This is a genomic window from Microbacterium sp. gxy059, from assembly GCF_050958665.1.
Lineage (GTDB): Bacteria > Actinomycetota > Actinomycetes > Actinomycetales > Microbacteriaceae > Microbacterium.
Window position 1 is genome coordinate 1 of sequence record NZ_JAMXWT010000003.1, and the last position, 20,264, is coordinate 20,264.

Consider the following 20,264-nt stretch of genomic DNA (forward strand, 5'->3'; position numbering starts at 1 on the left):
GTCCGCGGGGACCGATCGGCGCCGGCGGGATCTCCGTCCGGGGCGCGGCCTCAGATGACGACGCGCCGCACCCAGGCCGAGATGCCCTCGAGCACGAGGACCACGGCGAGGATCATCAGGATGATGTACGTGACCGTCTGGAACTGCAGCACGCGCTGCGCCTCGAGCAGGTAGTAGCCGATGCCGCCCGCGCCGACGATGCCGAGCAGCGTCGCCGAGCGCACGTTGACGTCGAGCTGGTACAGCACGTGGGCGACGAAGGCGGGGAGCACCTGGCGCAGCGTCGCCGCGCCGTACACCTGCAGGCGGGTCGCGCCGTTCGCGCGCACGGCGTCCTGCACCCGCACGTCCGTCTCCTCGAGCGAGTCCGCCACGAGCTTGCCGAGGAGGCCGACGGATCCGATGCCGAGGGCGAGCACGCCCGGCACGGGGCCGAGCCCCATCATGACGATGAAGATGATCGCGAGGATCAGCTCGGGGAACGCGCGCACGAACACGATGAAGGTGCGGAAGAAGGTGGCCGTTCCGCGATTCGGCGCCACGTTCCTCGCCGCCAGCGAGCCGATCGGGATCGCGAGCACGACGCCGACGAGCGTCGACGCGAAGCCGATCTGCACCGTCACGATCATCCCGTCGAGGAGCGTGTCGAACAGTCCGCCGTCGCTCGGCGGGAAGAACAGCGCGATCGTCCGGGGCGCGTCCATGAGGCCCATGAAGAAGGTGCCCGCGTCCGCATCCACGCCGATCACGGCGGCCGCCACGATGAGGAGCGTCACGGTCAGGCCGAGGAACCGGCGGATCCGGTCGGCGCCCCAGGGCGGCGAGACGCGGATCGCGCCCGAGGAGGTCCTCTGCACCTCGTGCGTCCGGGTCGGCCGGGTGGCCCACCCCTCCGACAGGCGGTCGAGCAGGCCGAGCGGACCGCGGCGGCGACCGCGGTCGCGACCGAGCAGGGCCGTGCGGATCGCGCCCGAGATGAGCTCGACGACGATGCACAGCACGAGGACGACGAGGGCGAGCGCCATGCCCCGCTGGTAGTTCATCGTGTTCAGCGCGTGCGACATGGCCAGGCCGATGCCGCCGACGCCCACGTACCCGAGGATCACGGACGTGCGCAGGTTGATGTCGAAGCGGTGCAGGGCCGTCGCGATGATCTGCGGCATGAGGGCCGGCAGCACGCCGGACATGATCTGCTGCGTGCGCGAGGCGCCGGCCGCGCGCAGCGCCTCCATCGGGCCGCGGTCGAGCTCCTCGATCGCGTCGGCGTAGAGCTTGCCGACCATGCCGATCGAGTGCAGGCCCATCGCCAGGATCCCGGGGAAGGCGCCGAGGCCGAACATGCGGAAGAAGATGATCGCCAGCACGAGATCCGGGATCGCGCGCATCACGACGATGAAGACGCGCGCCGGGCCGGAGGCCCAGCGGCTCGGCGTCGTGGAGGACGCGGCGAGCAGCGCGACGGGGAGGCTGAGGATCACCGCGAGGACGGTCGCGATCGTCACGATCGCGAGCGTCTCGAGCGTCAGGGAGACGAGCTCGCCGACCGGCGGGAAGTCGAGGGGGAACATCCGCGACACGAAGTCGGCGGCGTTCTGGAGCCCGGTGGCGAGCGCCGAGAACGTGACGTCCAGCTCGATGAACGACCAGACGCCGACGGCCAGGAGGCCGAGCAGCACGATCCAGACGCCGACCGTCTGCGCGCGCGGCGCCGGACGCTTCGGCACGGGCAGGCCGGGGCGGTGGCCCTTCGACGTGTCGACGGGAACGAGGGTCGCCATCGTCAGACCGTCTCGCCCTCGGCCGGGACCGCCTCGGGGGACGACACGGCGTGGTAGACCTCGAATACGTCGTCGCGGGTGAGACGGCTCGTCGCGCGGTCGAGCACGACGCGCCCCGCCTGCAGGCCCGTGATGCGGTCGCCGAAGTCCATGGCGAGCTCGACCTGGTGCAGGCTGCAGATGACCGTGAGGCCGAGATCGGTCGAGATCTCGCGCAGCAGCTCCATGACGCCCGCCGACGAGACGGGGTCGAGGCTCGCCACGGGCTCGTCGGCGAGCAGCACGACGGGCTCCTGGATGAGGGCGCGGGCGATCGCGACGCGCTGCTGCTGACCGCCGGAGAGGGTGTCGGCGCGCTGGAACGCCTTGTCGGCGAGGCCGACGCGGGCGAGATGCTCCATCGCGGCCTCCTTCACGGCGCGCGGGTAGCTGAACAGCCCGACACGGGGGCCGCGCATCGCGCCGAGGCGCCCCGTGCACACGTTCTCGAGCACCGACATCGAGCCGACGAGGTGGAAGTGCTGGAAGATCATGCCCACGCGCGAGCGCAGGATCCGCAGATCCCGCTGCTTCGCCGCGTGGACGGGCACGCCGAGCGTGTGGATCTCGCCGGACGTCGGCAGCTGCAGCCCGTTGATGTGGCGCAGGAGGGTCGACTTGCCCGACCCGGAGAGCCCGAGGAGCACGTTGACCTCGCCGGGGGTGAAGTCGACGCTCACGCCGTCGAGCGCGGTCACGTCGCCGAACCGCTTCGTGACGCCGCTCATGCGCACGGCGTCGCTCACCTGGTCGGGGGTCAGCTTCGGGATGCCGGCCGTCGTGGGCCGGATGTCTGCGACATTCACCATGATCTGGGTGCTCCTCGTTGTTCTCGCGCCGAGGCGGGCGGGATGCGACTCGCGCGGTCCCGCCCGCCTCGAAGGGTCGAGCGTCAGGCGACGCAGGCCTCGGACTGGGTGATGTCGCAGACGGCGCGGATGCCGTCGTAGAGCGCGTCGTCCGCGGGGATGTAGCCGTACTGGGCGTCCTCGGGGAGCTCGCAGTCGTCCTCGCTCGAGCAGATGCCCGCCTCGACGAGAGCCGGCTTGTTGATGACCTCCTGGAAGACGCGGGCGAGCTCGTCCTGCAGGTCCTGCGGGAGCTGGTCGCTGGCGACGGTCGGCGAGTTGGGGATGTCCTCCGACTCCCAGACCACCGTGAGCGCGCCCTCCTCGAGCTGGCCGCCCTCCGGCAGCACGCGGTCGACGATGTCGTCGTAGGCGAAGCCCGCGTCGCAGGTGCCGTCGGCGACCGAGAGGGCCGACGAGTCGTGCCCGCCCGCGAACACCGGCTCGACGTCCTTCTCCGGGTCGATGCCCGCCTCGAGGAGGCCCGCCGAGGGGAAGAGGTAGCCCGAGGTCGAGGTCGGGTCGACGAAGCAGACCTTCTTGCCCGCGAAGTCCTCGATCGTCTCGATGTCGCTGTCGGCCGCGACGATGCCGTAGGAGACGTAGCTGGCGGCCGCGTCGGCCTCGTCGGCGACCGCGCCGAGCGGCACGACGCCCGCGCCGCCGTCGGCGGCCACGACGTAGGAGAACGGCCCCATCGATCCGATGTCGACCTGGCCGGCGCGGAGCGCCTCGATGACCGCGGCGTAGCTCGTGGCCTCCTGGATCTCGACCTCGAGGCCGAGCTCCTGCTCGAGAGCGGCGATGACGTTCTCGTTGGCCTTGGCGATGCCCGCCGAGGACTCCGAGGGGACCTGGGCGAACGTGAGCGTGTCGGGCCAGTCGCCGCCGCCCTCCGCAGCGGCGGTGTCGTCGGAGGCGCCGGAGCAGCCAGCGAGAGCGAGAAGACCCACGGTCGCGACCGCTGCGAGCGTGACGCGCGAGAACCGGGAGGAGATCATGTGCAAGTCGTCCATCCTGAGATGTCTGGGGGTGCGCCGCGCGGATTCGGCGGCGAGGGACGAAGAACACCCTCGGCACGGGACCTGGCGCGATCCGCACGCGCGGTCGAACCCCGGGCGACCCTCGGGTGAACACTCTCGATGCTTGGTCGCCAAGTTCCTCAGGGGACCGGCTCGTATTCGACGACGACGCGCACGCGATCCTGCCGCGTCCACGCCCGGCTGAACATGAGCGGCCGTCCCCCTCGCCCGTCGGTCGTGAGCGTCTCGATGTGCCACACCGGCACCGGATCGCGCGCCGTGAACCTCTCGGCCACCTCGGGAGGGGCGAAGGCCGTCGACACCCGCGATCGCGCCCGCACCGGGTCGGCGCCTGACGCCCGCAGCACCTCCGTGAGCGACTCGACCGTCTTCAGATGCAGGTCGGCGACGTCGAGCGCCCCGGGGGCGAGCCACTCCTCCCCGCACGTCGCGGGGTCGTCGTCGATGTAGCCGAGGCGCGTGAGCCGGGTGAGCTCCGCGCCCGCCGCGGCGCCGAGGCGCGCCGCGATGTCCTCCGGCGCGGCGCGGCGCTCGGTGCCGATGACGAAGGTGCGCGCGACGGATCCCGACGCCGCGACCGCCTCGTGGAGCGACGGCGCCCGGTCCGGGGCGAGCACGAGGTCGATGCGCCTGTTCACGAACGTCCCCGCGCCCTGGGAGCGCCGCACGAGGAACCGGGACTCGAGCACCTCGATCGCCCGCCTGACCGATGCCCTGGTCGCCCCGAACCGCGTCATGAGGTCGTGCTCGCTGGGTATCCGGTCGCCCGGCGCGAGCCGGGCGATGTCCTCCTCCAGTGACCGCACGATCTCCGCGACGATGTCCACGGATCCGCACGCTAGGAGCCCCAGGTGAACGCTCGGCGCACGCTCCGTGACGTGCGCGTGAACCGGCCGGTTCCGAGCACTCTGATGCCTCTACGGTGAGGGCTGTGAACAGAACGTATGACGTCGCGGTCGTCGGGGCGGGCATCGTGGGTCTCGCCCATGCCGCCGCCGCGCACGCCCGCGGTCTCGACGTGGTCGTCGTCGACCGCGCCGAGCGCCCGAACGGATCCACCGTCCGCAACTTCGGCCACGTCGGCGTCTCGGTGCAGGCCGGCGTCGCCAGGGAGCACGCCGAGCGGTCGCGCGAGCTGCTGATCTCCTACGCGCAGAGGGTGGGCTTCTGGCTCGCCCGTCGCGGCACGGTCATCGCGGCGACGGCCGACGACGAGATGCAGGTGCTGCGCGAGTCCGGGGAGGGCCGTCTGCTGTCGGCGCGCGAGGTCGGCGAGCTGACGCCCGTGTCCGGGGCCGTCGGCGGCGCGCTGCTGAAGGACGACATGCAGGTGAGCCCCCGCGAGCTGGGCCCCGCGCTCGCGGCCTGGCTGCAGCGCGACGGCGTGGACATCCGGTGGGGCGTGCCCGCGCTGGGCGCCGAGACGGGCGTCCTGCACACGGCGCGCGGGGAGATCCGCGCGGAGGCGATCGTGTTCTGCGTCGGCCCCGACCTCGATCACGTGCTGCCGGACGTCGCGCGCCGCGCCGGCATCGAGCGCTGCGGTCTCGACATGCTGCTCGCGGGCGGCATCGGCCTCGAGTTCCCCGTGCTGACGGGCACGTCGATGCTCCGCTACTCCGCCTTCCGCGAGACGCCGTCGTACGAGGCGCTGCGGACGCGCATGGAGAACGAGCGCCCCGACGTCATCGACCTCGACGTCAACCAGATGTACACGGAGGCCCCCGGTCTCGGGCTGTTCGTGGGCGACACGCACTACGTCGACCGCACCCTGTCGCCGTTCCAGGACGAGCGGGCCTTCGACCTGCTCATCCGCGAGGCGAAGCGCCTGTTCGGGCTCACCGGCCTCGCCGTGCTGCAGCGCTGGCAGGGCGTGTACGCGCAGGGCCCCGGCGAGTTCCTGGAGGAGCAGGTCTCGGACGGCGTCTTCGTCTCGTCGGTCACGACCGGGATCGGCATGACGACCGCGCTCGGCTTCGGCGAGCGGGTCGTGGAGAAGATCACCTCGCACGAAGGAGCACGATGACGATCCGACTGGCCTGCCTCGACATGGCGGGAACGACGGTGCAGGACGACGGCGCGGTCATGAGCGCGTTCGCGCGCGCCATGGACGCGGCGGGCATCGCGGAGGGCACGGACGAGCGCGCCCGCGCGACGCAGTACACGCTCGACACGATGGGCACCTCCAAGATCGAGGTGTTCCGCGCGATCACGGGATCCGACGAGCGCGCCCGCGACGCCAACGCCGCGTTCGAGGCCGCCTACCTCGACGTCATCCGCGGTGGGGCGGCCTCGCCGATCCCGGGGGCGGAGGACGCGATCCGGCGGCTGCAGGAGAACGGCGTCCGCGTCGCGCTCACGACGGGCTTCTCGCCCGCCACGCGCGACGCGCTGCTCGAGAGCCTCGGCTGGACCGACCTGACCGATCTCGCCCTCTCCCCCGCCGATGCGGGACGCGGGCGGCCGTTCCCCGACATGATCCTCACGGCCGTCGTGCGCCTCGGGGTCGACGACGTGCGCGACGTGGCCGTCGCGGGCGACACGGAGTCGGACGTGCTCAGCGGCGTGCGCGCCGGGGCGAGCATCGTGGCCGGGGTGAGCACCGGAACGCACGCGACGGAGGAGTTCTCGCGGGCGGGCGCGACGCACGTGCTGCCCTCGGTGGCGTCGCTGCCGGGCATCATCGGTCTCTGACCGGGCCCGCCCGTCGCGCCCCTCAGCCGACGGGCGGCAGCAGGGAGCGCTGCAGATAGACGACGCCGACGCGCCGCCCGAACTTCACGCCGACGCCCGCGAGGCGTCCCGTCTCGACGAACCCGAAGCGCCCGTGGAGGGCGAGCGACGCCTCGGCCTGCTCGTCGGCCACGACCGCGACGAGCTCGCGCAGCCCGCACTCGGCCGACTCCTCGACGAGGGCGGCCATGAGGGCTCCCCCGACCCCGCGGCCCGTGGCCTCCGGAGAGAGGTAGATGGAGTCCTCGGCGGTGAACCGGTATCCGTGCTTCGTCGACCACGGGGCGGCCAGGGCGTACCCCAGCACGCTCCCCTCCTCGTCCTCCGCGACGAGCGCGGGGAGGCCGCGCGCGGCGAGGTCGACGAGACGCGCGTCCCACTGGCCCGCCGTCCACGGATCCTCGTCGAAGGTCACGAGCGAGGTCGCGACCCAGTGGTTGTAGATCGCGCAGATCGCCGGCGCGTCCTTGCGCTCGGCGGCGCGGATCGCGGGAGGCTCGCTCATCGCACCTGCCAGTCGACCGGGTCGGCGCCCTGCTGGACGAGCAGCTCGTTCGCGCGCGAGAAGGGGCGGGATCCGAAGAAGCCCCTGCTCGCCGACAGCGGCGACGGGTGAGGGGATTCGATGCGCGGCACGTCGCCGAGCAGCGGGGCGAGCCCCCGGGCCTGCGCGCCCCAGAGGATCGCCACGAGCGGCCGCCGTCGCGCGACAAGCGCCCGGATCGCGTGCTCGGTCACGCTCTCCCATCCCCACCCCTTGTGCGAGGCGGGGCTCCCCGGCGCGACGGTGAGCACGCGGTTGAGCAGCATGATGCCCTGATCCGCCCAGCTCGACAGGTCGCCGTGCTCGGCGGGGGCGAGACCCAGGTCCGCCTGCATCTCCTGATAGATGTTCGCGAGGCTGCGCGGCAGGGGGCGCACGTCGCGCTCGACGGCGAACGACAGGCCGATCGGGTGCCCCGGCGTCGGGTAGGGGTCCTGCCCGACGATGAGCACGCGAACCCCGTCGAACGGGCGCTGGAAGGCGCGCAGCACGCGGTCGCCGGCGGGCAGGTAGCGGCGCCCTGCCGCCTGCTCGGCGCGCAGGCGATCGCCGAGGGCCGCGATCTCGCCCGCCACGGGGGCGAGCGCGTCGGCCCAGCCGGCGTCGATGAGGCCCGCCTCAGCGAGCTCGGGAAGCGACTTGCCCGGCATGTCAGGCGCTCGGCGCGAGGCCGCCGTCCTCTTCGACGACCGAGCCCTGGGCCGACCACGGGAAGTCGATCCAGAGATCGGTGTCCTTCCACGCGAAGTCGGGATGGATGATCGTCGCGGGCTTCGTGTAGATCGTCACGGAGCGCACGTCGGCGCCCTTCTCCCGCAGCATCTCGACCGCCATCTTCAGCGTGCGGCCCGAGTCGGCGACGTCGTCGACGAGCAGCACCCGGCGGCCGTCGAGGTAGTTCATGTCGAGCTCGGGAGGCAGCACCTCGGGCGCGTCGAGAACCGTGCCGATGCCGGTGTAGAACTCCATGTTGATCGCGCCGCAGTTCTTCGCGCCGAGCCCGTAGGCGATCGCGCCCGCCGGGAGCAGACCGCCGCGGGCGATCGCGACGACGACCTCCGGCTCGAACCCGCTCGCCACGATCCGCCGCGACAGGTCGCGCGTCGCGGCCCCGAAGCCGTCCCAGGTGAGCGTCTCGCGTTCGATGAAGTCGTCAGTCACGGGTGTGAGGATCCTTCCGGTGTCGCGTGCGCGTCAGTCGCGCGGGGTGAGGGGGCCGCGGTGCACGAGGTGCGCCGCCGCCTGGGCGACGGGGCGGATCGTGACCAGGTCGAGGTTGACATGCCCGGGTGCGTTCAGGCTGTACGCGATGACGTCCGCGACGTCCTCCGCGACGAGCGGCTGCTCGACGCCCGCGTAGACGGCGTCGGCGGCGCGATGGTCGCCGCCGAGCCGGGTGAGGGAGAACTCCTCGGTGTGCACCATGCCCGGAGCGATCTCCATGACGCGGATCGGCTCGCCGCTGAGCTCCTGCCGCAGGGCCTGCACGAGCATCGACTCGGCGGCCTTCGCGGCGTTGTACCCGCCACCGCCCGGGTAGGCCGTCTGCGCCGCCGTCGAGGTGAGGAAGAGCGCGTCGACGTGCGTGCGCTCGTCCCTGCTCGTCCTCCGCAGGAGGGGCAGCAGGGCGCGCACGAGCCGCTGCGCCGAGAGAGCGTTCATCTCGTACATGCGCAGCCACTCGTCGGGATCGCCGTCCTCGACGCGGTCGACGCCGAGCGCCCCGCCCGCGACGTGCGCCAGGGCGTGCACGGGGGCGGATCCGAGGTGCCGGACGAGCGCGTCGACGTCGTCCTGGAGGGTGAGATCGGCGGCGAAGACGTCGCATCCGGTCTCGTCGGCGAGGGCCGCGAGGCGCTCCTCGCGGCGCGCGACGCCCGTGACCGCCCACCCCGATGCGGCGAGCGCGACGGCCGCCGCGCGGCCGATGCCGGAGCTGGCTCCTGTGACGATCGCGCGCCTGGTCATCGCTCCAGGGTACGCGCCCGTGTGTCGCATCGTTTCCCCCTGTTTGTCGCGCGCGCGGGGACCGCGTACGGTTCAACCGTTCCCCGCTGACCATCCGCCCACCCGATCCCCGTGAAGAGGACCCCATGACCGAGCAGACCTCCTGGCGCTTCGAGACCCAGCAGATCCACGCGGGCGCGCAGCCCGACCCGACGACCGGATCGCGCGCGACGCCGCTCTACCAGACGACGGCCTACGTGTTCCGCGACTCGAAGCACGCGGCGGATCTGTTCTCGCTCGCCGAGCCAGGCAACATCTACACGCGCCTGATGAACCCGACGACCGACGTCGCCGAGAAGCGCATCGCGGCGCTCGAGAACGGCACCGGCGCGCTGCTCGTGTCGAGCGGCCAGGCGGCCGAGACGTTCGCGGTGCTGAACATCGCCCAGGCGGGCGATCACATCGTCTCGTCGGCGTCGATCTACGGCGGCACCTACAACCTCTTCCGCTACACGCTCGCGAAGCTCGGCATCGAGGTCACGTTCGTCGAGAACCAGGACGACCCCGACGAGTGGCGCCGCGCCGTGCGCGAGAACACGAAGCTGTTCTTCGCGGAGTCGATCGGCAACCCGCAGGCGAACGTGCTCGACATCCGCGCCGTCGCGGACATCGCGCACGAGAACGGCCTCCCGCTGATCGTCGACAACACGATCGCCACTCCCTACCTGATCCGCCCGTTCGAGCACGGCGCCGACATCGTCGTCCACTCGGCGACGAAGTTCCTCAGCGGCCACGGCACCGTCATGGCCGGCGCGATCGTCGACGGCGGCACGTTCGCCTGGTCGCAGCACGCCGACCGCTTCCCCGAGCTGACCGAGCCCGACCCCTCGTACCACGGCCTCAGCTACACGGGCGCGCTCGGCGACGCCGTCGCCTACATCACGAAGGCCCGCGTGCAGCTGCTGCGCGACCTCGGATCCGCCGCCGCGCCGAACAACGCCTGGCAGCTCATCCAGGGCATCGAGACGCTCTCGCTGCGCATCGAGCGCCACGTGCAGAACGCGCAGGCCATCGCGGAGTGGCTCGAGAGGCACCCCGACGTCGCGGGCGTGAGCTACGCCGGCCTGGCCTCCTCGCCCTGGTACCGCGCCGCCCGCACCTACGCGCCGCGCGGCGTGGGAGCGGTCCTGTCGTTCGAGCTGAAGGGCGGCGTCGACGCCGGCCGCCGGTTCGTCGACGCGCTGCAGCTGTTCAGCCACCTCGCCAACATCGGCGACGTGCGCTCGCTCGTGATCCACCCGGCCTCGACGACGCACTCGCAGCTCACCCCCGAGCAGCAGCTGTCGGCCGGCGTGACGCCTGGCCTCGTGCGCCTGTCGGTGGGGCTCGAGAACGTCGACGACCTCACGGCCGACCTCGAGCAGGCGTTCGCCGCCGCGCGCACGGCCTGACCCCGTTCGACGACGCCCCGCGGAGAGGACTCCGCGGGGCGTCGCGGCGTCCCGCGAGGGCCGGGACGTAACACGGTCACGCTCCCCGCCCGAGCAGGGCAGAATGGGGAGGATGGACTGGCAGGTTTCCGAGGACACGGTGCCGTCGGCTCCGGTCACGGAGGCCGACACCCGGCTGATGGCCGGGCGACCGCCCGCGTCGGGCGCATGGCAGGACGGCGACCCCGTGGGCAGCCGGCGCTTCGCGTGGCTCGGTCCGCTGACGACCGAGCGCGGAGACGTCATCCCCGTCACCCGTCTCGCGTACGAGAGCTGGGGCGAGCTGAACGAGGACCGCTCGAACGCGGTCCTCGTGCTGCACGCGTTCACGGGCGACAGCCACGTGCGCGGTCCCGCCGGGCCCGGCCACGCCACCGCGGGCTGGTGGGAGGACATCGTCGGCCCCGGCGGCCCGATCGACACCGACCGCTGGTTCGTGATCGCGCCGAACATGCTCGGCGGCTGCCAGGGATCCACGGGCCCCGCGAGCATCCACCCCGACGGCGACCACTGGGCGTCGCGGTTCCCGTACCTCACGATCCGCGACCAGGTCGCGGCGCAGGACCGCCTCGCCGAGGTGCTCGGCATCGAGCGCTGGGCGGGCGTCGTGGGCGGATCGATGGGCGGCATGCACGCGCTCGAGTGGGGCGTGACGCATCCCGACCGGGTCGCGCGCCTCGCGGTGATCGCCGCTCCCCCGCAGAACTCGGCCGACCAGATCGCGCTGAACTCCACGCAGCTCGAGGCCATCTCGATCGATCCGGGCTTCGCGGGCGGCGAGTACTACGAGGCGCAGGCCGGCGAGGGCCCGCACCGCGGCCTCGCGCTCGCGCGTCGCATGGCGATGCTGCAGTATCGCGGCACGGTCGAGCTGAACCGGCGCTTCGAGCGCTCGTGGCAGTCGAACGTCAGCCCCCTCGGCCACGGCGGCCGCTTCGCCGTCGAGTCGTACCTCGACTTCCACGGCAACAAGTTCACACGTCGGTTCGATGCGAACAGCTACATCCGCCTCGTCGAGGCGATGGACTCGCACGACGTGGGCCGCGACCGTGGCGGCGTCGAGGAGGCGCTGGGGCGCGTCTCGGCGCGCACCCTCGTCGTGGGCATCGACACCGACCGCCTCTTCACGATCGAGGGGCAGCACCGCATCGCCCGCGGCATCGGCACGACGATCCATGGCGACGACGCGGTCGTGATCCAGAGCGACTTCGGCCACGACGGGTTCCTCATCGAGACCGACGTGCTCGGCGACCGCGTCCGCGAGCTCTTCGCGGAGTAGGCCGGCGGGTCGGGGCTCGGCCCGGATGCACGACGACGCCGTTCCTCGACCACGCACCCCAGAACACCGCGTGTCCCGCGCCCCCAACGCAGAAACGGCGTCGTCGTGCACTCCGTCCCGCGAGCCGCGGTCTCACCGGCCCGACACCCGCCCGACCCGCCTCGGCCCTTCCCGAGGATGCACAACGACGCCACTCCTCGGCCACGCACCCCAGAACACGGCGTGTCCCGCGCGCCCCGCGCAGAAACGGCGTCGTCGTGCACGCGGCCTGCGGGGCGCCGACAGGCCTATGCCGCGACGCGGCCGCGCGACCGACGGTCGAGCGCGAAGGCCACGGCGGCGATGACGATGCCCGCGCACGCGAGCACGGCGCCGAGCCAGACGGGGGCGACGTAGCCCCAGTGCGCGGCGATGACGAGACCTCCGAGGGCCGCGCCCAGGCCGTTGCCGATGTTCAGCGCGGAGTGGTTGAGGGCGGCGCCGATCGCCTGGTGCTCCCGGGCGACGTCGAGCAGGCGCAGCTGGATGACCGGCAGGGCGATCTGACCGGCCGCGCCGAACACGAACAGCGCGATGATGAGCGGCACGGTCCAGCTCGAGACGACCCCGACGACCACCGACGCCGCGGCGAGCGCGCCGAATCCGGCGAAGAGCGCGCGCTTGACGCTGATGTCGGCGAGCCAGCCCGCGACGAGATTGCCGACCACCATGCCGCCGCCCAGCGCGACGACGGCGATCGGCACGACCGAGGCGTCTGCACCCGAGACCTCGGTGACGAGCGTGGCCACATAGCTGTACACGGCGAAGAAGCCGCTGAACCCGATCGCCCCGTAGGCGGCCGTGAGCCACACCTGCGGGATGCGGAACACCCCGAGCTCCTGCCGGAACGTGCGCGACGGATCCCCCGGGCGCGCGGGGACGAAGAGCGCGCACATCACGGTGGCGAGCGCGAGGACCGCGGCGACCACGACGTACGCGGCGCGCCAGCCGAGCGCCTGCCCGAGCGCCGTGCCTCCGGGCACGCCGACGAGGTTCGCGACCGTGAGGCCCGACATGACGAGCGCGACGCCGCGGCCGCGCCGGGCGGGGCCCATGATGTCGCTCGCGACGATCGCGGCCATCCCGAAGAACGCGCCGTGCGGGAGGCCGGAGAGGAACCGCGAGACGGCGACGAGCTCGAACGTCGGGGCGATGACGGTGAGCAGGTTGAAGACGAGGAGCGCGGCCGCGAGGGCGAGCATGACGCGGTGGCGGGGGTAACGCGAGACCACCGCCGCGATCGTCGGGGCGCCGACGACGACGCCCGCGGCGTACAGGGTGATGAGGATGCCCGCGCGTGCGACGGCCTGCTCCTCGCTCGCCCGGAAGATCTCGGGCAGGAGGTCGCGCGCGATGTCGGGCAGCAGCCCCATCGAGACGAACTCGGTCATGCCGATGCCGAATGCGCCGATGGCGAGGGAGAGGAGCGCCATCGTCGCCGCACCCCTCGACGCGGGGGTCGAGGAAGTCACCGGGAGAGTCTACGCGGCTCCCGACCGGTCTCGCGAGCCGGGAGGAGAGCGAGGGATCCGTGCATCGCGCCGGCGTCTCCGGCTGTTGCCCCGCCCGCTACTCAGTGTTACTTCATACCGGTACTCAGCAACACTGATGAGCTTGGGGGCGCCGTGGGCGGACAGAAGACGGAGATACTCAAGGGCGCGCTCGAGGGCGTGGTGCTGGCGCTGCTCGCCTCCCGCCCCGCCTACGGATACGAGATCACCTCCCAGCTGCGCGAGCAGGGCTTCGCCGACATCGCGGAGGGCACCGTGTACGCGCTGCTCGTGCGCGTGGAGCAGCGCGGCCTGGTCGACATCGAGAAGGTGCCGTCGGAGAAGGGGCCGCCGCGCAAGGTCTACTCCCTCAACGCGAGCGGCCGCGAGCATCTCGACGAGTTCTGGAGGACATGGAGCCTCCTCGCAGAACGACTGGAACGGCTCCGCGAAGAGGACGGGAACCCATGAACATCCTGGAGAGGGTCGTCGGCGACTTCGGCGACAAGCGCCGCTGGCGCGAGTACAGAGCGCGGGTCGCGGCGCTGCCCGCCGACTGCCGCATCGCGGCCGAGGCCGTCGAACGGTATCTGCTGCACTTCGGGGCGACCGCCGGCGACGTCTAGCTGCAGGCGTTCGAGGATCTGGCGGACCTCTTCGAGCAGGCGTCGGCCGACGGAACGCCGGTCCGCGAGGTCGTCGGCGACGATCCGGTGGACTTCGCCGAGTCCTTCGCGGCGAACTACGGCGAGGCGGGATGGATCGGCCGCGAGCGCCGCCGGCTGAACGAGGCGATCGACCGCGCCGAGCGCCGAGGGCGCGGAGCGGGATCATGACGTCTGCGACTCTGACCGAGCCCGCGATCCGGGTGGCGGGTCTGCAGAAGTCCTTCGCGGGCCGGCGGGTGCTGCGCGGTGTGGATCTCGAGGTCGCGCGAGGCGGCGTCCTCGCCCTGCTCGGCTCCAACGGGGCCGGCAAGACGACGATCGTGAGGATCCTGTCCACGCTCCTGCGCGCGGACGCCGGGACCGCCGCGATCGCCGGGTTCGACGTCGCCGCTCAGGCCGAGAGGGTGCGGGAGTCGATCAGCCTCACCGGGCAGTTCGCCGCCGTCGACGAGGTCCTGACCGGGAGGGAGAACCTCGTGCTCGTCGCGAGGCTCCGGCACCGGAGCGAGCCGGGCCGGATCGCGGACGAGCTGCTCGCCCGCTTCTCGCTGACTGACGCCGGCGATCGCCGGGTCTCCTCCCACTCGGGCGGCATGCGGCGACGCCTGGACATCGCGATGAGCCTCATCGGCGATCCGCCGGTGATCTTCCTCGACGAGCCGACGACGGGTCTCGATCCGCAGGCGCGCCAGGAGGTCTGGGGCGCCGTCCGAGCGCTCGCCGACGGCGGCACCTCGGTGCTGCTCACGACGCAGCACCCCGAGGAGGCCGAGCAGCTCGCCGATCGCATCGCGATCCTGCACAGGGGGCGCATCATCGCCGACGGCACGCTCGCGGACCTCACGCGCCTGCTCCCGCCCGCGAAGGTCGAGTACGTCGAGAAGCAGCCGACGCTGGAAGAGGTCTTCCTCGCGCTCGTCGGCGACGACGACGGGAGCGAGCAGTGAACGGCATCCGCGCCATCGGCGACACCGCCGTCCTCACCGGACGCTCGCTGCGCCATGTCCTGCGCAGTCCGGACACGATCATCACCACGGCGCTCATGCCGATCGCGATGATGCTGCTGTTCGTCTACGTCTTCGGCGGAGCGGTCGACATCGGCTCGGGAGCCGGCTCGGGGTCGTACGCGACCTACCTGCTCCCCGGCATCCTGCTCATCACGGTGGCGTCGGGGATCGCGTACACCGCGTTCCGGCTGTTCTCCGACATGCAGAGCGGCATCGTCGAGCGCTTCCGCTCCATGCCGCTGGCGCGCGGGGCCGTCCTGTGGTCTCACGTGCTCACCTCCCTCGTCGCGATCCTGATCTCGCTCGCGGTCGTCCTCGGCGTCTCGCTCGCGATCGGCTTCCGCTCGACGGCGGGGCCCGCGGCCTGGCTGGCCGTCGCCGGGATCCTCGTGCTGTTCGCGCTCGCACTGACCTGGGTCGCCGTGATCCCCGGCCTGACCGCGACGTCCGTCGACGGCGCGAGCGCGTTCTCCTACCCGCTGATCTTCCTGCCGTTCCTCAGCTCCGCGTTCGTGCCCACGGAGTCGATGCCGGGCCCGGTGCGCTGGTTCGCCGAGCACCAGCCGGTCACCGCGATCGTCGACACCCTCCGCGATCTGCTCGCCGAGCAGCCGGTCGGCGCGGAGACCTGGGGCGCGCTCGCCTGGTGCGTCGGCGTCCTCGCCGTCGCGTACGCCGCGGCGACGACGATCTTCCGCCGCAGGGCCCGCTGACCCCGTCTCCTCGCCGCGGGATCGAGGACGTCACCGGGAGGGCCTGCGCGGCGCTCGGCCGGCCGCGCGGGCCGGGGATCCCCGGGATTCGGGGAGAATGGCGCGATGACGACATCAGAGGCGATCTTCATCGGCGGCCGGTCGGGCGTCGGCAAGTCCGCAGCCGCCTTCGCGCTTCATGATCTGCTCGCCGAGAGGGACATCCGGCACGCCGTCATCGAGGGCGATGCGCTCGATCTCGCCCACCCCGCCCCATGGGAGCACCGCCTCGCCGAGCGGAACCTCGCCGCCGTCTGGCCAGCTATCGGGAGGCCGGATACGAGCGGCTCGTCTACACGAACACCGTCTCGATCCTCGAAGCCGACGCGCTGGCCGCCGCGATGGGCGGGACGGTCGACGCGATCTCCGTGCTGCTGCGCGCCGACGACGAGACGGTCGCCGCGCGGCTCGGGAAGCGCGAGCAGGGCGAGAGCCTCGAACGGCACCTCGCGCGCAGCGCCCGGATGCCGGGTCGGCTCGACCGGGCGGCACCAGACGGCGCCCGCCGCGTCGAGACCGACGGGCTCGCCCCGGCCGCCGTCGCCGAGCGGATCCTGGAGCTCTCGGGATGGGCCGCGCCCGCCCCACCCGCATCCTCTCGGTGAGGGATGCGCGCGGTCAGCAGAGAACGCGCGGACGGCGTTGCCCGCTGGCCCCGCTTCTGACATCATCGAGCGTGCAGATCCCGCTCGAACCACAGGGGAAGATCATGTCGACATCGCTGACCGGCGAGATCACGACCGTCCTCGGGGCCCTCGGCCAAGACGCCTTCGACCCGGGCGGGCTCGAGCTCCTGACCCTCGCGGGAGCGACGTACGACGACGAGTCGTACCCGGGCGAGGTCTACCGCACCTTCCCTCACACGGGCATCACCGTCGTCTATGAGAAGAAGCGCGCGGCGATGTCCGCGCAGGCCGTCTTCCTCTACATCGCGCCGCAGGACGGCGCCAGCGCCTACCTCACGCCGGATCAGCTCATCGACGGCCTGCCGCTGACCACGGCGACGCGCGACGACATCCGGGGGTTCCTCGGCGACGCGGTGTGCTCCGAGGAGCTGTTCGACATCTTCGCCGTCGAGGGCGGCTACCTGCACATCGAGTTCGATGCCGACGGCGCCCTGAGACAGGTGACGGCCATGCAGGAGGTGCCAGGGCTCTAGCCCCTGTCGCGGGTCGCTCCGCGTCGTCGACCGCCTTCTCCAGCCGCTCGCCCTCGCGGTCGCCGCCTCGACGGACCTCGGCCTTCCGCACGAGCGAGACTCGGGATCCGAACGGCGCCGCGTCACCCGTCTCCTCGCCGCGGGATCGAGGACGTCACCGGGAGGGCCTGCGCGGCTGCCGACCGGCCTCGCGGGCCGGGGACGGGTCCGCCTCCGACCGGCTGCGCGCGGGCGCGACGGTCTCCGGAACGGGGCGCCGGCCGAAGGCCTGCGTCATCGCCGCGGCCACGACGACGAGCATCGCGAGGGCTTCGAGGAGCGAGAGGCGCTGATCGAGCAGCGCCCATCCCGCCGCGCCGGCGACGACGGGCTCCAGGGCGAGCAGCACCCCGAACACGGCGGGCGGCAGCCGGCGCATCGCGACGAACTCGAGCGAGTAGGGAAGGAGCGAGGCGAGCAGAGCCACGGCGAGAAGCGGGAGGAGCAGCGCGGGCTCGAGGACGAGCCTCCCCGCGGATCCCACGCCGAACGGCGCGACGACGAGGGCGCTGACGAGCATCCCCGCCGCCAGCGGCCCGTTCCCCGGCACGCGCGCTCCGACCCGGGCGCCCGCGAGGATGTAGCCGGCCCAGAACGCGGCCGCCACGGCGGCGAACGCGACGCCGACCGGGTCGAGCCCGTCGCCCCCGATCCCGTCGCCGCTCGCGCCGAGCACCACGATCGCGCCCGCCGCGGCGACGACGCAGGCGATCTCGCGGCGCCCGCGCGAGAGGACCGCCGCGAGGACGAGCGGCCCCGCGAACTCGATCGTCACCGCGATGCCCAGCGGGATGCGCGCGATCGCGGCGTAGAAGAACCCGTTCATGCCGCCCATGGCGACGCCGAAGAGGAGGACGGCCCGCCACTGCGCGCCGCTCCAGGCCCGCACGCGGGGGCGATGGAGGGCGAGGAGGATCGTCGCGGCGATGAGCAGCCGCGCGCTCGTCGTGAGACCGGGTCCGAGCTCCGCGAGGAGGGGCACGGCGATGGCGGCGCCGAACTGCAGCGAGAGGCAGGATCCGAGCACCGCGAGCACGGCGGGGCCGGTGCGAGGAGAAGGGGACACGTCTCCATCGTCCGACGCCGCGATTGACCAGTCCAGCGACATCTGGAAACGTATTCCATGAAGCGGAGCTGATGAATCGAGGGTCGGATGCTGAACCTGCATCGCCTGGCGATCCTGCGGGAGGTCGAGCGCCGCGGCACGCTCGCCGCCGCGGCACGCGCGCTCTCCTACAGCCCGTCGGCGGTCTCCCAGCAGCTCGCCCAGCTGGAGCGGGAGACCGGCGTCGCCCTCACAGAGCGCGTCGGACGCGGCGTGCGGCTGACCGACGCGGCGCGGCTCCTCGCCGCCGGAGCCCGCGCGGCGATCGCAGAGCTGGAGAGAGCGGAGGCGCGGCTCTCCGCGCTGCACGCCCTCGTCGCCGGCCGCCTCCGCGTCGCGACGTTCCAGACGGGGCTGCTGTCGCTGCTGCCCGGCGCGATCACGGCCCTCGAGGGCGCGCACCCGGAGGTGCGGGTCGACGTGGCCCAGCGGCAGGCCGACGAGGCCGTCGCGGGGCTCCTCGGCGGGGGCTTCGACCTCGTCGTGGGCGAGGAGTACCCGGACGTCCCCGCGCCCCGCTCCGACCGGGTGCATCGCGAGGATCTCGGTCCCGACGAGCTGTCGCTCGCCCTCCCGCCCGACGGGCCGTGGTCTCGGGCGGAGGGGCTCGCGGATCTCGCGGAGGCGCTCTGGGCGCTCGACCCGGCACCGACCGCGCCCGGCCGCTGGGCGCGCGGCCTCTGCGCCGAGGCGGGGTTCGAGCCGCGGGTCCGCTTCGACGGCACCGACCTGCTCATGCACCTGCACCTCGTCGAAGCGGGTCGCGCCGTCGCGATCCTGCCCGGGCTCATCGGGATCGAGCGCACGCGCGGCGTGCGGATCGTCCCCCTGGCCGGCGCCCCGTCGCGCCGACTGTTCACGCTCGTGCGCGCATCCCGCGCCGACGACCCGGCGCTGCGCGCCCTCCGCGCGGAGCTCGCGGCGGCGTTCGCCGCGCCCCGCGTCGACGGGTGAGGGCCGCGGGGCTCACTCGGAGGCGTCGATCGCCTTCTCGAGCCGCTCGATCTTCCCGTCGATCTCGCCGGAGTAGCCGGGTCGGATGTCGGCCTTCAGCACGAGCGAGACGCGGGATCCGAACGGCGCGACCGCTTCGGTCGCCCGCTTGACGACGTCCATCACGGTGTCCCAGTCCGGGCCCTCGATCTCGGTGAACATGCTCGTCGTGCGGTGGGCGAGGCCCGACTCGCGCACGACCTTCACGGCGGCGGCGACGGCGTCGTGGACGGATCCGTCGGCGTCGGACGAGCCGGACGGGGCGACGGAGAAGGCGACGAGCATGGGGGCTCCTTCGAGGTTCGATGGCGCGGATCCCTCGGACCCGCGGACGGCTGCGGGAGCCGCCACCGCCCACCGTAGCGCGGCCCGCGCGGGCGATCAGCCCGCGTCGTCGGCGAAGGCGGCGCGGAACGCGAGCGGCAGGTGCTCCGCGACGTCGAGCGCCGTGATCGGATGCCCCGGCCCGTCGCCCGCGGCGAGGCGGCCGGCCGTTCCGTGCACCCAGGCCGCCGTGGCCGCGAGCGGCCCGAGGCGCTCGACGTCGAGGTCCTCGGACCCGGCCGCCGCCTGCGCGATCACCGCGCCCATCGCCCCCGCCAGCACATCGCCGGTGCCGGCGGTCGCGAGCCACGGAGTGCCCGCGTCGACCGCCGTCCACCAGCCGCCCGGCGTCGCGACGATCGTCGTCGCCCCCTTCAGCAGCACGACGCCGCCGAGGGCGATCGCGGTCTCGCGCACGGCGAGCAGCCGCTCGTCGAACGAGTGGCGCAGCCGCGGCAGCAGCGGATCCTCTCCCACGTCCGACGGGCCGAGCCCCAGCGGGATCCGCACCTCCAGCAGCTCGCGATCGTGCGGCGTCACCACAACCGGCCCGCGCGCGTGCGCCGCGAGATCGAGGGCGCCCGCGTCGACGACCGCGGGGATCCCCCTGGCGAGGAACTCCTGGATCCTGCGCGTCGTGCGCTCGTCGCGGTCGGCCGCCGCGGGGACGCCGCTGCCCGCGACGAGCGCGTCGACGCGGCTGCCGCGCACGACCGTCTCGGGGCGCCGCTGCAGCACGAGGCGCCCCGTGTCGGCGTCGCCGGCCCAGCGGACGAGACCCGCGCCAGCGCGCCACGCGCCCTCGACGCTCAGGACGGCCGCGCCGGGGAACGCCGGTCCGCCCGTGCGCAGCGCGACCACGCCGCGGGAATACTTGTGGTCGTCGCGCGTTGGGATCCTCAGCTGGTCCGCCGCGTCGGCGGCCCGCCACGTGCGCTCATACGGCTCGAGTCTCCCGGACATGCCGCCACGATAGCGCCGTCCGCT

The 20,264-nt window shown here is 72.9% G+C and carries 25 protein-coding genes; 12 read left to right on the forward strand and 13 right to left on the reverse strand.

Annotated elements, in window-relative coordinates; translation table 11 throughout:
• Positions 1-50: 50 nt before the first annotated feature.
• The 4 genes from phnE to NHL53_RS02940 all read right to left on the reverse strand — a co-directional run bounded on the left by phnE (position 51) and on the right by NHL53_RS02940 (position 4,535).
• On the reverse strand, positions 51-1,778 hold the full coding sequence (gene phnE, locus NHL53_RS02925; RefSeq protein ID WP_433774985.1) for a phosphonate ABC transporter, permease protein PhnE: 1,728 nt from the start codon (positions 1,776-1,778) through the stop codon (positions 51-53).
• A gap of 2 nt (positions 1,779-1,780) precedes the next feature.
• The gene (gene phnC / locus NHL53_RS02930) at positions 1,781-2,626 is read right to left on the reverse strand and encodes a phosphonate ABC transporter ATP-binding protein (RefSeq protein WP_433774987.1); all 846 of its coding nucleotides are present in this window, start codon (positions 2,624-2,626) and stop codon (positions 1,781-1,783) included.
• An 83-nt stretch (positions 2,627-2,709) separates the two neighbouring features.
• Complete coding sequence (locus NHL53_RS02935; protein WP_433774988.1) at positions 2,710-3,681, reverse strand: phosphate/phosphite/phosphonate ABC transporter substrate-binding protein; 972 nt, start codon at positions 3,679-3,681, stop codon at positions 2,710-2,712.
• A 146-nt stretch (positions 3,682-3,827) separates the two neighbouring features.
• On the reverse strand, positions 3,828-4,535 hold the full coding sequence (locus NHL53_RS02940) for a GntR family transcriptional regulator (RefSeq protein WP_433774990.1): 708 nt from the start codon (positions 4,533-4,535) through the stop codon (positions 3,828-3,830).
• 104 nt (positions 4,536-4,639) lie between these two features.
• Between NHL53_RS02940 and NHL53_RS02945 the strand changes: the two genes are divergently transcribed.
• Together NHL53_RS02945 and NHL53_RS02950 are read left to right on the forward strand one after the other, a co-directional pair.
• Positions 4,640-5,734, forward strand: coding sequence for a TIGR03364 family FAD-dependent oxidoreductase (locus NHL53_RS02945; RefSeq protein ID WP_433774992.1), 1,095 nt, complete (start codon positions 4,640-4,642; stop codon positions 5,732-5,734).
• Positions 5,731-6,402 carry a phosphonatase-like hydrolase gene (locus NHL53_RS02950; protein WP_433774994.1) on the forward strand — a complete coding sequence of 224 codons (672 nt, stop codon included), beginning with the start codon at positions 5,731-5,733 and terminating at the stop codon, positions 6,400-6,402. Before NHL53_RS02945 ends, NHL53_RS02950 begins: the two co-directional genes overlap by 4 nt.
• 22 nt (positions 6,403-6,424) lie before the next feature.
• Here NHL53_RS02950 and NHL53_RS02955 read toward each other — a convergent pair whose 3' ends face one another.
• The 4 genes from NHL53_RS02955 to NHL53_RS02970 are packed head-to-tail and all read right to left on the reverse strand — an operon-like array spanning position 6,425 to position 8,953.
• Positions 6,425-6,946 carry an N-acetyltransferase family protein gene (locus NHL53_RS02955; RefSeq protein WP_433774996.1) on the reverse strand — a complete coding sequence of 174 codons (522 nt, stop codon included), beginning with the start codon at positions 6,944-6,946 and terminating at the stop codon, positions 6,425-6,427.
• A complete protein-coding gene (locus NHL53_RS02960) occupies positions 6,943-7,635 on the reverse strand; it encodes a uracil-DNA glycosylase (protein WP_433774998.1) in 693 nt (230 codons plus the stop codon). The genes NHL53_RS02955 and NHL53_RS02960 overlap by 4 nt, the downstream gene beginning before the upstream one ends.
• A gap of 1 nt (position 7,636) precedes the next feature.
• On the reverse strand, positions 7,637-8,146 hold the full coding sequence (locus NHL53_RS02965; RefSeq protein ID WP_433775000.1) for a phosphoribosyltransferase: 510 nt from the start codon (positions 8,144-8,146) through the stop codon (positions 7,637-7,639).
• 33 nt (positions 8,147-8,179) lie between these two features.
• Complete coding sequence (locus tag NHL53_RS02970) at positions 8,180-8,953, reverse strand: SDR family NAD(P)-dependent oxidoreductase (protein WP_433775002.1); 774 nt, start codon at positions 8,951-8,953, stop codon at positions 8,180-8,182.
• 125 nt (positions 8,954-9,078) lie between these two features.
• Here NHL53_RS02970 and NHL53_RS02975 point away from each other — a divergent pair, with 125 nt between their 5' ends.
• Entirely contained in the window at positions 9,079-10,383 is a 1,305-nt protein-coding gene (locus NHL53_RS02975; RefSeq protein ID WP_433775003.1) for a bifunctional o-acetylhomoserine/o-acetylserine sulfhydrylase, read from the forward strand.
• Positions 10,384-10,495: 112 nt separating this feature from the next.
• Positions 10,496-11,701 carry a homoserine O-acetyltransferase MetX gene (metX, locus tag NHL53_RS02980; protein WP_433775005.1) on the forward strand — a complete coding sequence of 402 codons (1,206 nt, stop codon included), beginning with the start codon at positions 10,496-10,498 and terminating at the stop codon, positions 11,699-11,701.
• A 287-nt stretch (positions 11,702-11,988) separates the two neighbouring features.
• On the opposite strand, the gene NHL53_RS02985 is transcribed toward metX, so the two are convergent.
• Positions 11,989-13,212, reverse strand: coding sequence for an MFS transporter (locus tag NHL53_RS02985; protein WP_433775007.1), 1,224 nt, complete (start codon positions 13,210-13,212; stop codon positions 11,989-11,991).
• Positions 13,213-13,365: 153 nt separating this feature from the next.
• Here NHL53_RS02985 and NHL53_RS02990 point away from each other — a divergent pair, with 153 nt between their 5' ends.
• Genes NHL53_RS02990 through NHL53_RS03010 form a run of 5 tightly spaced genes read left to right on the forward strand, consistent with a single transcriptional unit; the run spans position 13,366 to position 15,618 of the window.
• A complete protein-coding gene (locus tag NHL53_RS02990; protein WP_433775009.1) occupies positions 13,366-13,701 on the forward strand; it encodes a PadR family transcriptional regulator in 336 nt (111 codons plus the stop codon).
• Complete coding sequence (locus tag NHL53_RS02995) at positions 13,698-13,856, forward strand: DUF1048 domain-containing protein (protein ID WP_433775010.1); 159 nt, start codon at positions 13,698-13,700, stop codon at positions 13,854-13,856. The genes NHL53_RS02990 and NHL53_RS02995 overlap by 4 nt, the downstream gene beginning before the upstream one ends.
• Complete coding sequence (locus NHL53_RS03000) at positions 13,857-14,066, forward strand: DUF1048 domain-containing protein (protein WP_433775311.1); 210 nt, start codon at positions 13,857-13,859, stop codon at positions 14,064-14,066.
• Positions 14,063-14,845, forward strand: coding sequence for an ABC transporter ATP-binding protein (locus tag NHL53_RS03005; RefSeq protein ID WP_433775012.1), 783 nt, complete (start codon positions 14,063-14,065; stop codon positions 14,843-14,845). Before NHL53_RS03000 ends, NHL53_RS03005 begins: the two co-directional genes overlap by 4 nt.
• Complete coding sequence (locus tag NHL53_RS03010) at positions 14,842-15,618, forward strand: ABC transporter permease (protein ID WP_433775014.1); 777 nt, start codon at positions 14,842-14,844, stop codon at positions 15,616-15,618. The genes NHL53_RS03005 and NHL53_RS03010 overlap by 4 nt, the downstream gene beginning before the upstream one ends.
• 114 nt (positions 15,619-15,732) lie before the next feature.
• On the opposite strand, the gene NHL53_RS03015 is transcribed toward NHL53_RS03010, so the two are convergent.
• Complete coding sequence (locus NHL53_RS03015; protein ID WP_433775016.1) at positions 15,733-15,864, reverse strand: hypothetical protein; 132 nt, start codon at positions 15,862-15,864, stop codon at positions 15,733-15,735.
• An 8-nt stretch (positions 15,865-15,872) separates the two neighbouring features.
• Between NHL53_RS03015 and NHL53_RS03020 the strand changes: the two genes are divergently transcribed.
• Positions 15,873-16,262: a hypothetical protein gene (locus tag NHL53_RS03020; protein ID WP_433775017.1), complete on the forward strand. Its 390-nt coding sequence runs from the start codon at positions 15,873-15,875 to the stop codon at positions 16,260-16,262.
• Positions 16,263-16,366: 104 nt separating this feature from the next.
• Entirely contained in the window at positions 16,367-16,816 is a 450-nt protein-coding gene (locus tag NHL53_RS03025; protein ID WP_433775019.1) for a hypothetical protein, read from the forward strand.
• Positions 16,817-16,970: 154 nt separating this feature from the next.
• On the opposite strand, the gene NHL53_RS03030 is transcribed toward NHL53_RS03025, so the two are convergent.
• On the reverse strand, positions 16,971-17,921 hold the full coding sequence (locus NHL53_RS03030) for an EamA family transporter (protein ID WP_433775021.1): 951 nt from the start codon (positions 17,919-17,921) through the stop codon (positions 16,971-16,973).
• Positions 17,922-18,008: 87 nt separating this feature from the next.
• Between NHL53_RS03030 and NHL53_RS03035 the strand changes: the two genes are divergently transcribed.
• Entirely contained in the window at positions 18,009-18,914 is a 906-nt protein-coding gene (locus NHL53_RS03035) for a LysR family transcriptional regulator (protein WP_433775023.1), read from the forward strand.
• A gap of 12 nt (positions 18,915-18,926) precedes the next feature.
• Here NHL53_RS03035 and NHL53_RS03040 read toward each other — a convergent pair whose 3' ends face one another.
• Both NHL53_RS03040 and NHL53_RS03045 read right to left on the reverse strand, forming a co-directional pair.
• Complete coding sequence (locus tag NHL53_RS03040; protein WP_433775024.1) at positions 18,927-19,238, reverse strand: thiamine-binding protein; 312 nt, start codon at positions 19,236-19,238, stop codon at positions 18,927-18,929.
• 96 nt (positions 19,239-19,334) lie between these two features.
• Positions 19,335-20,240 (reverse strand): ADP-dependent NAD(P)H-hydrate dehydratase, encoded by a 906-nt coding sequence (locus NHL53_RS03045; RefSeq protein WP_433775025.1) that lies wholly within the window; start codon positions 20,238-20,240, stop codon positions 19,335-19,337.
• Positions 20,241-20,264 lie beyond the last annotated feature (24 nt).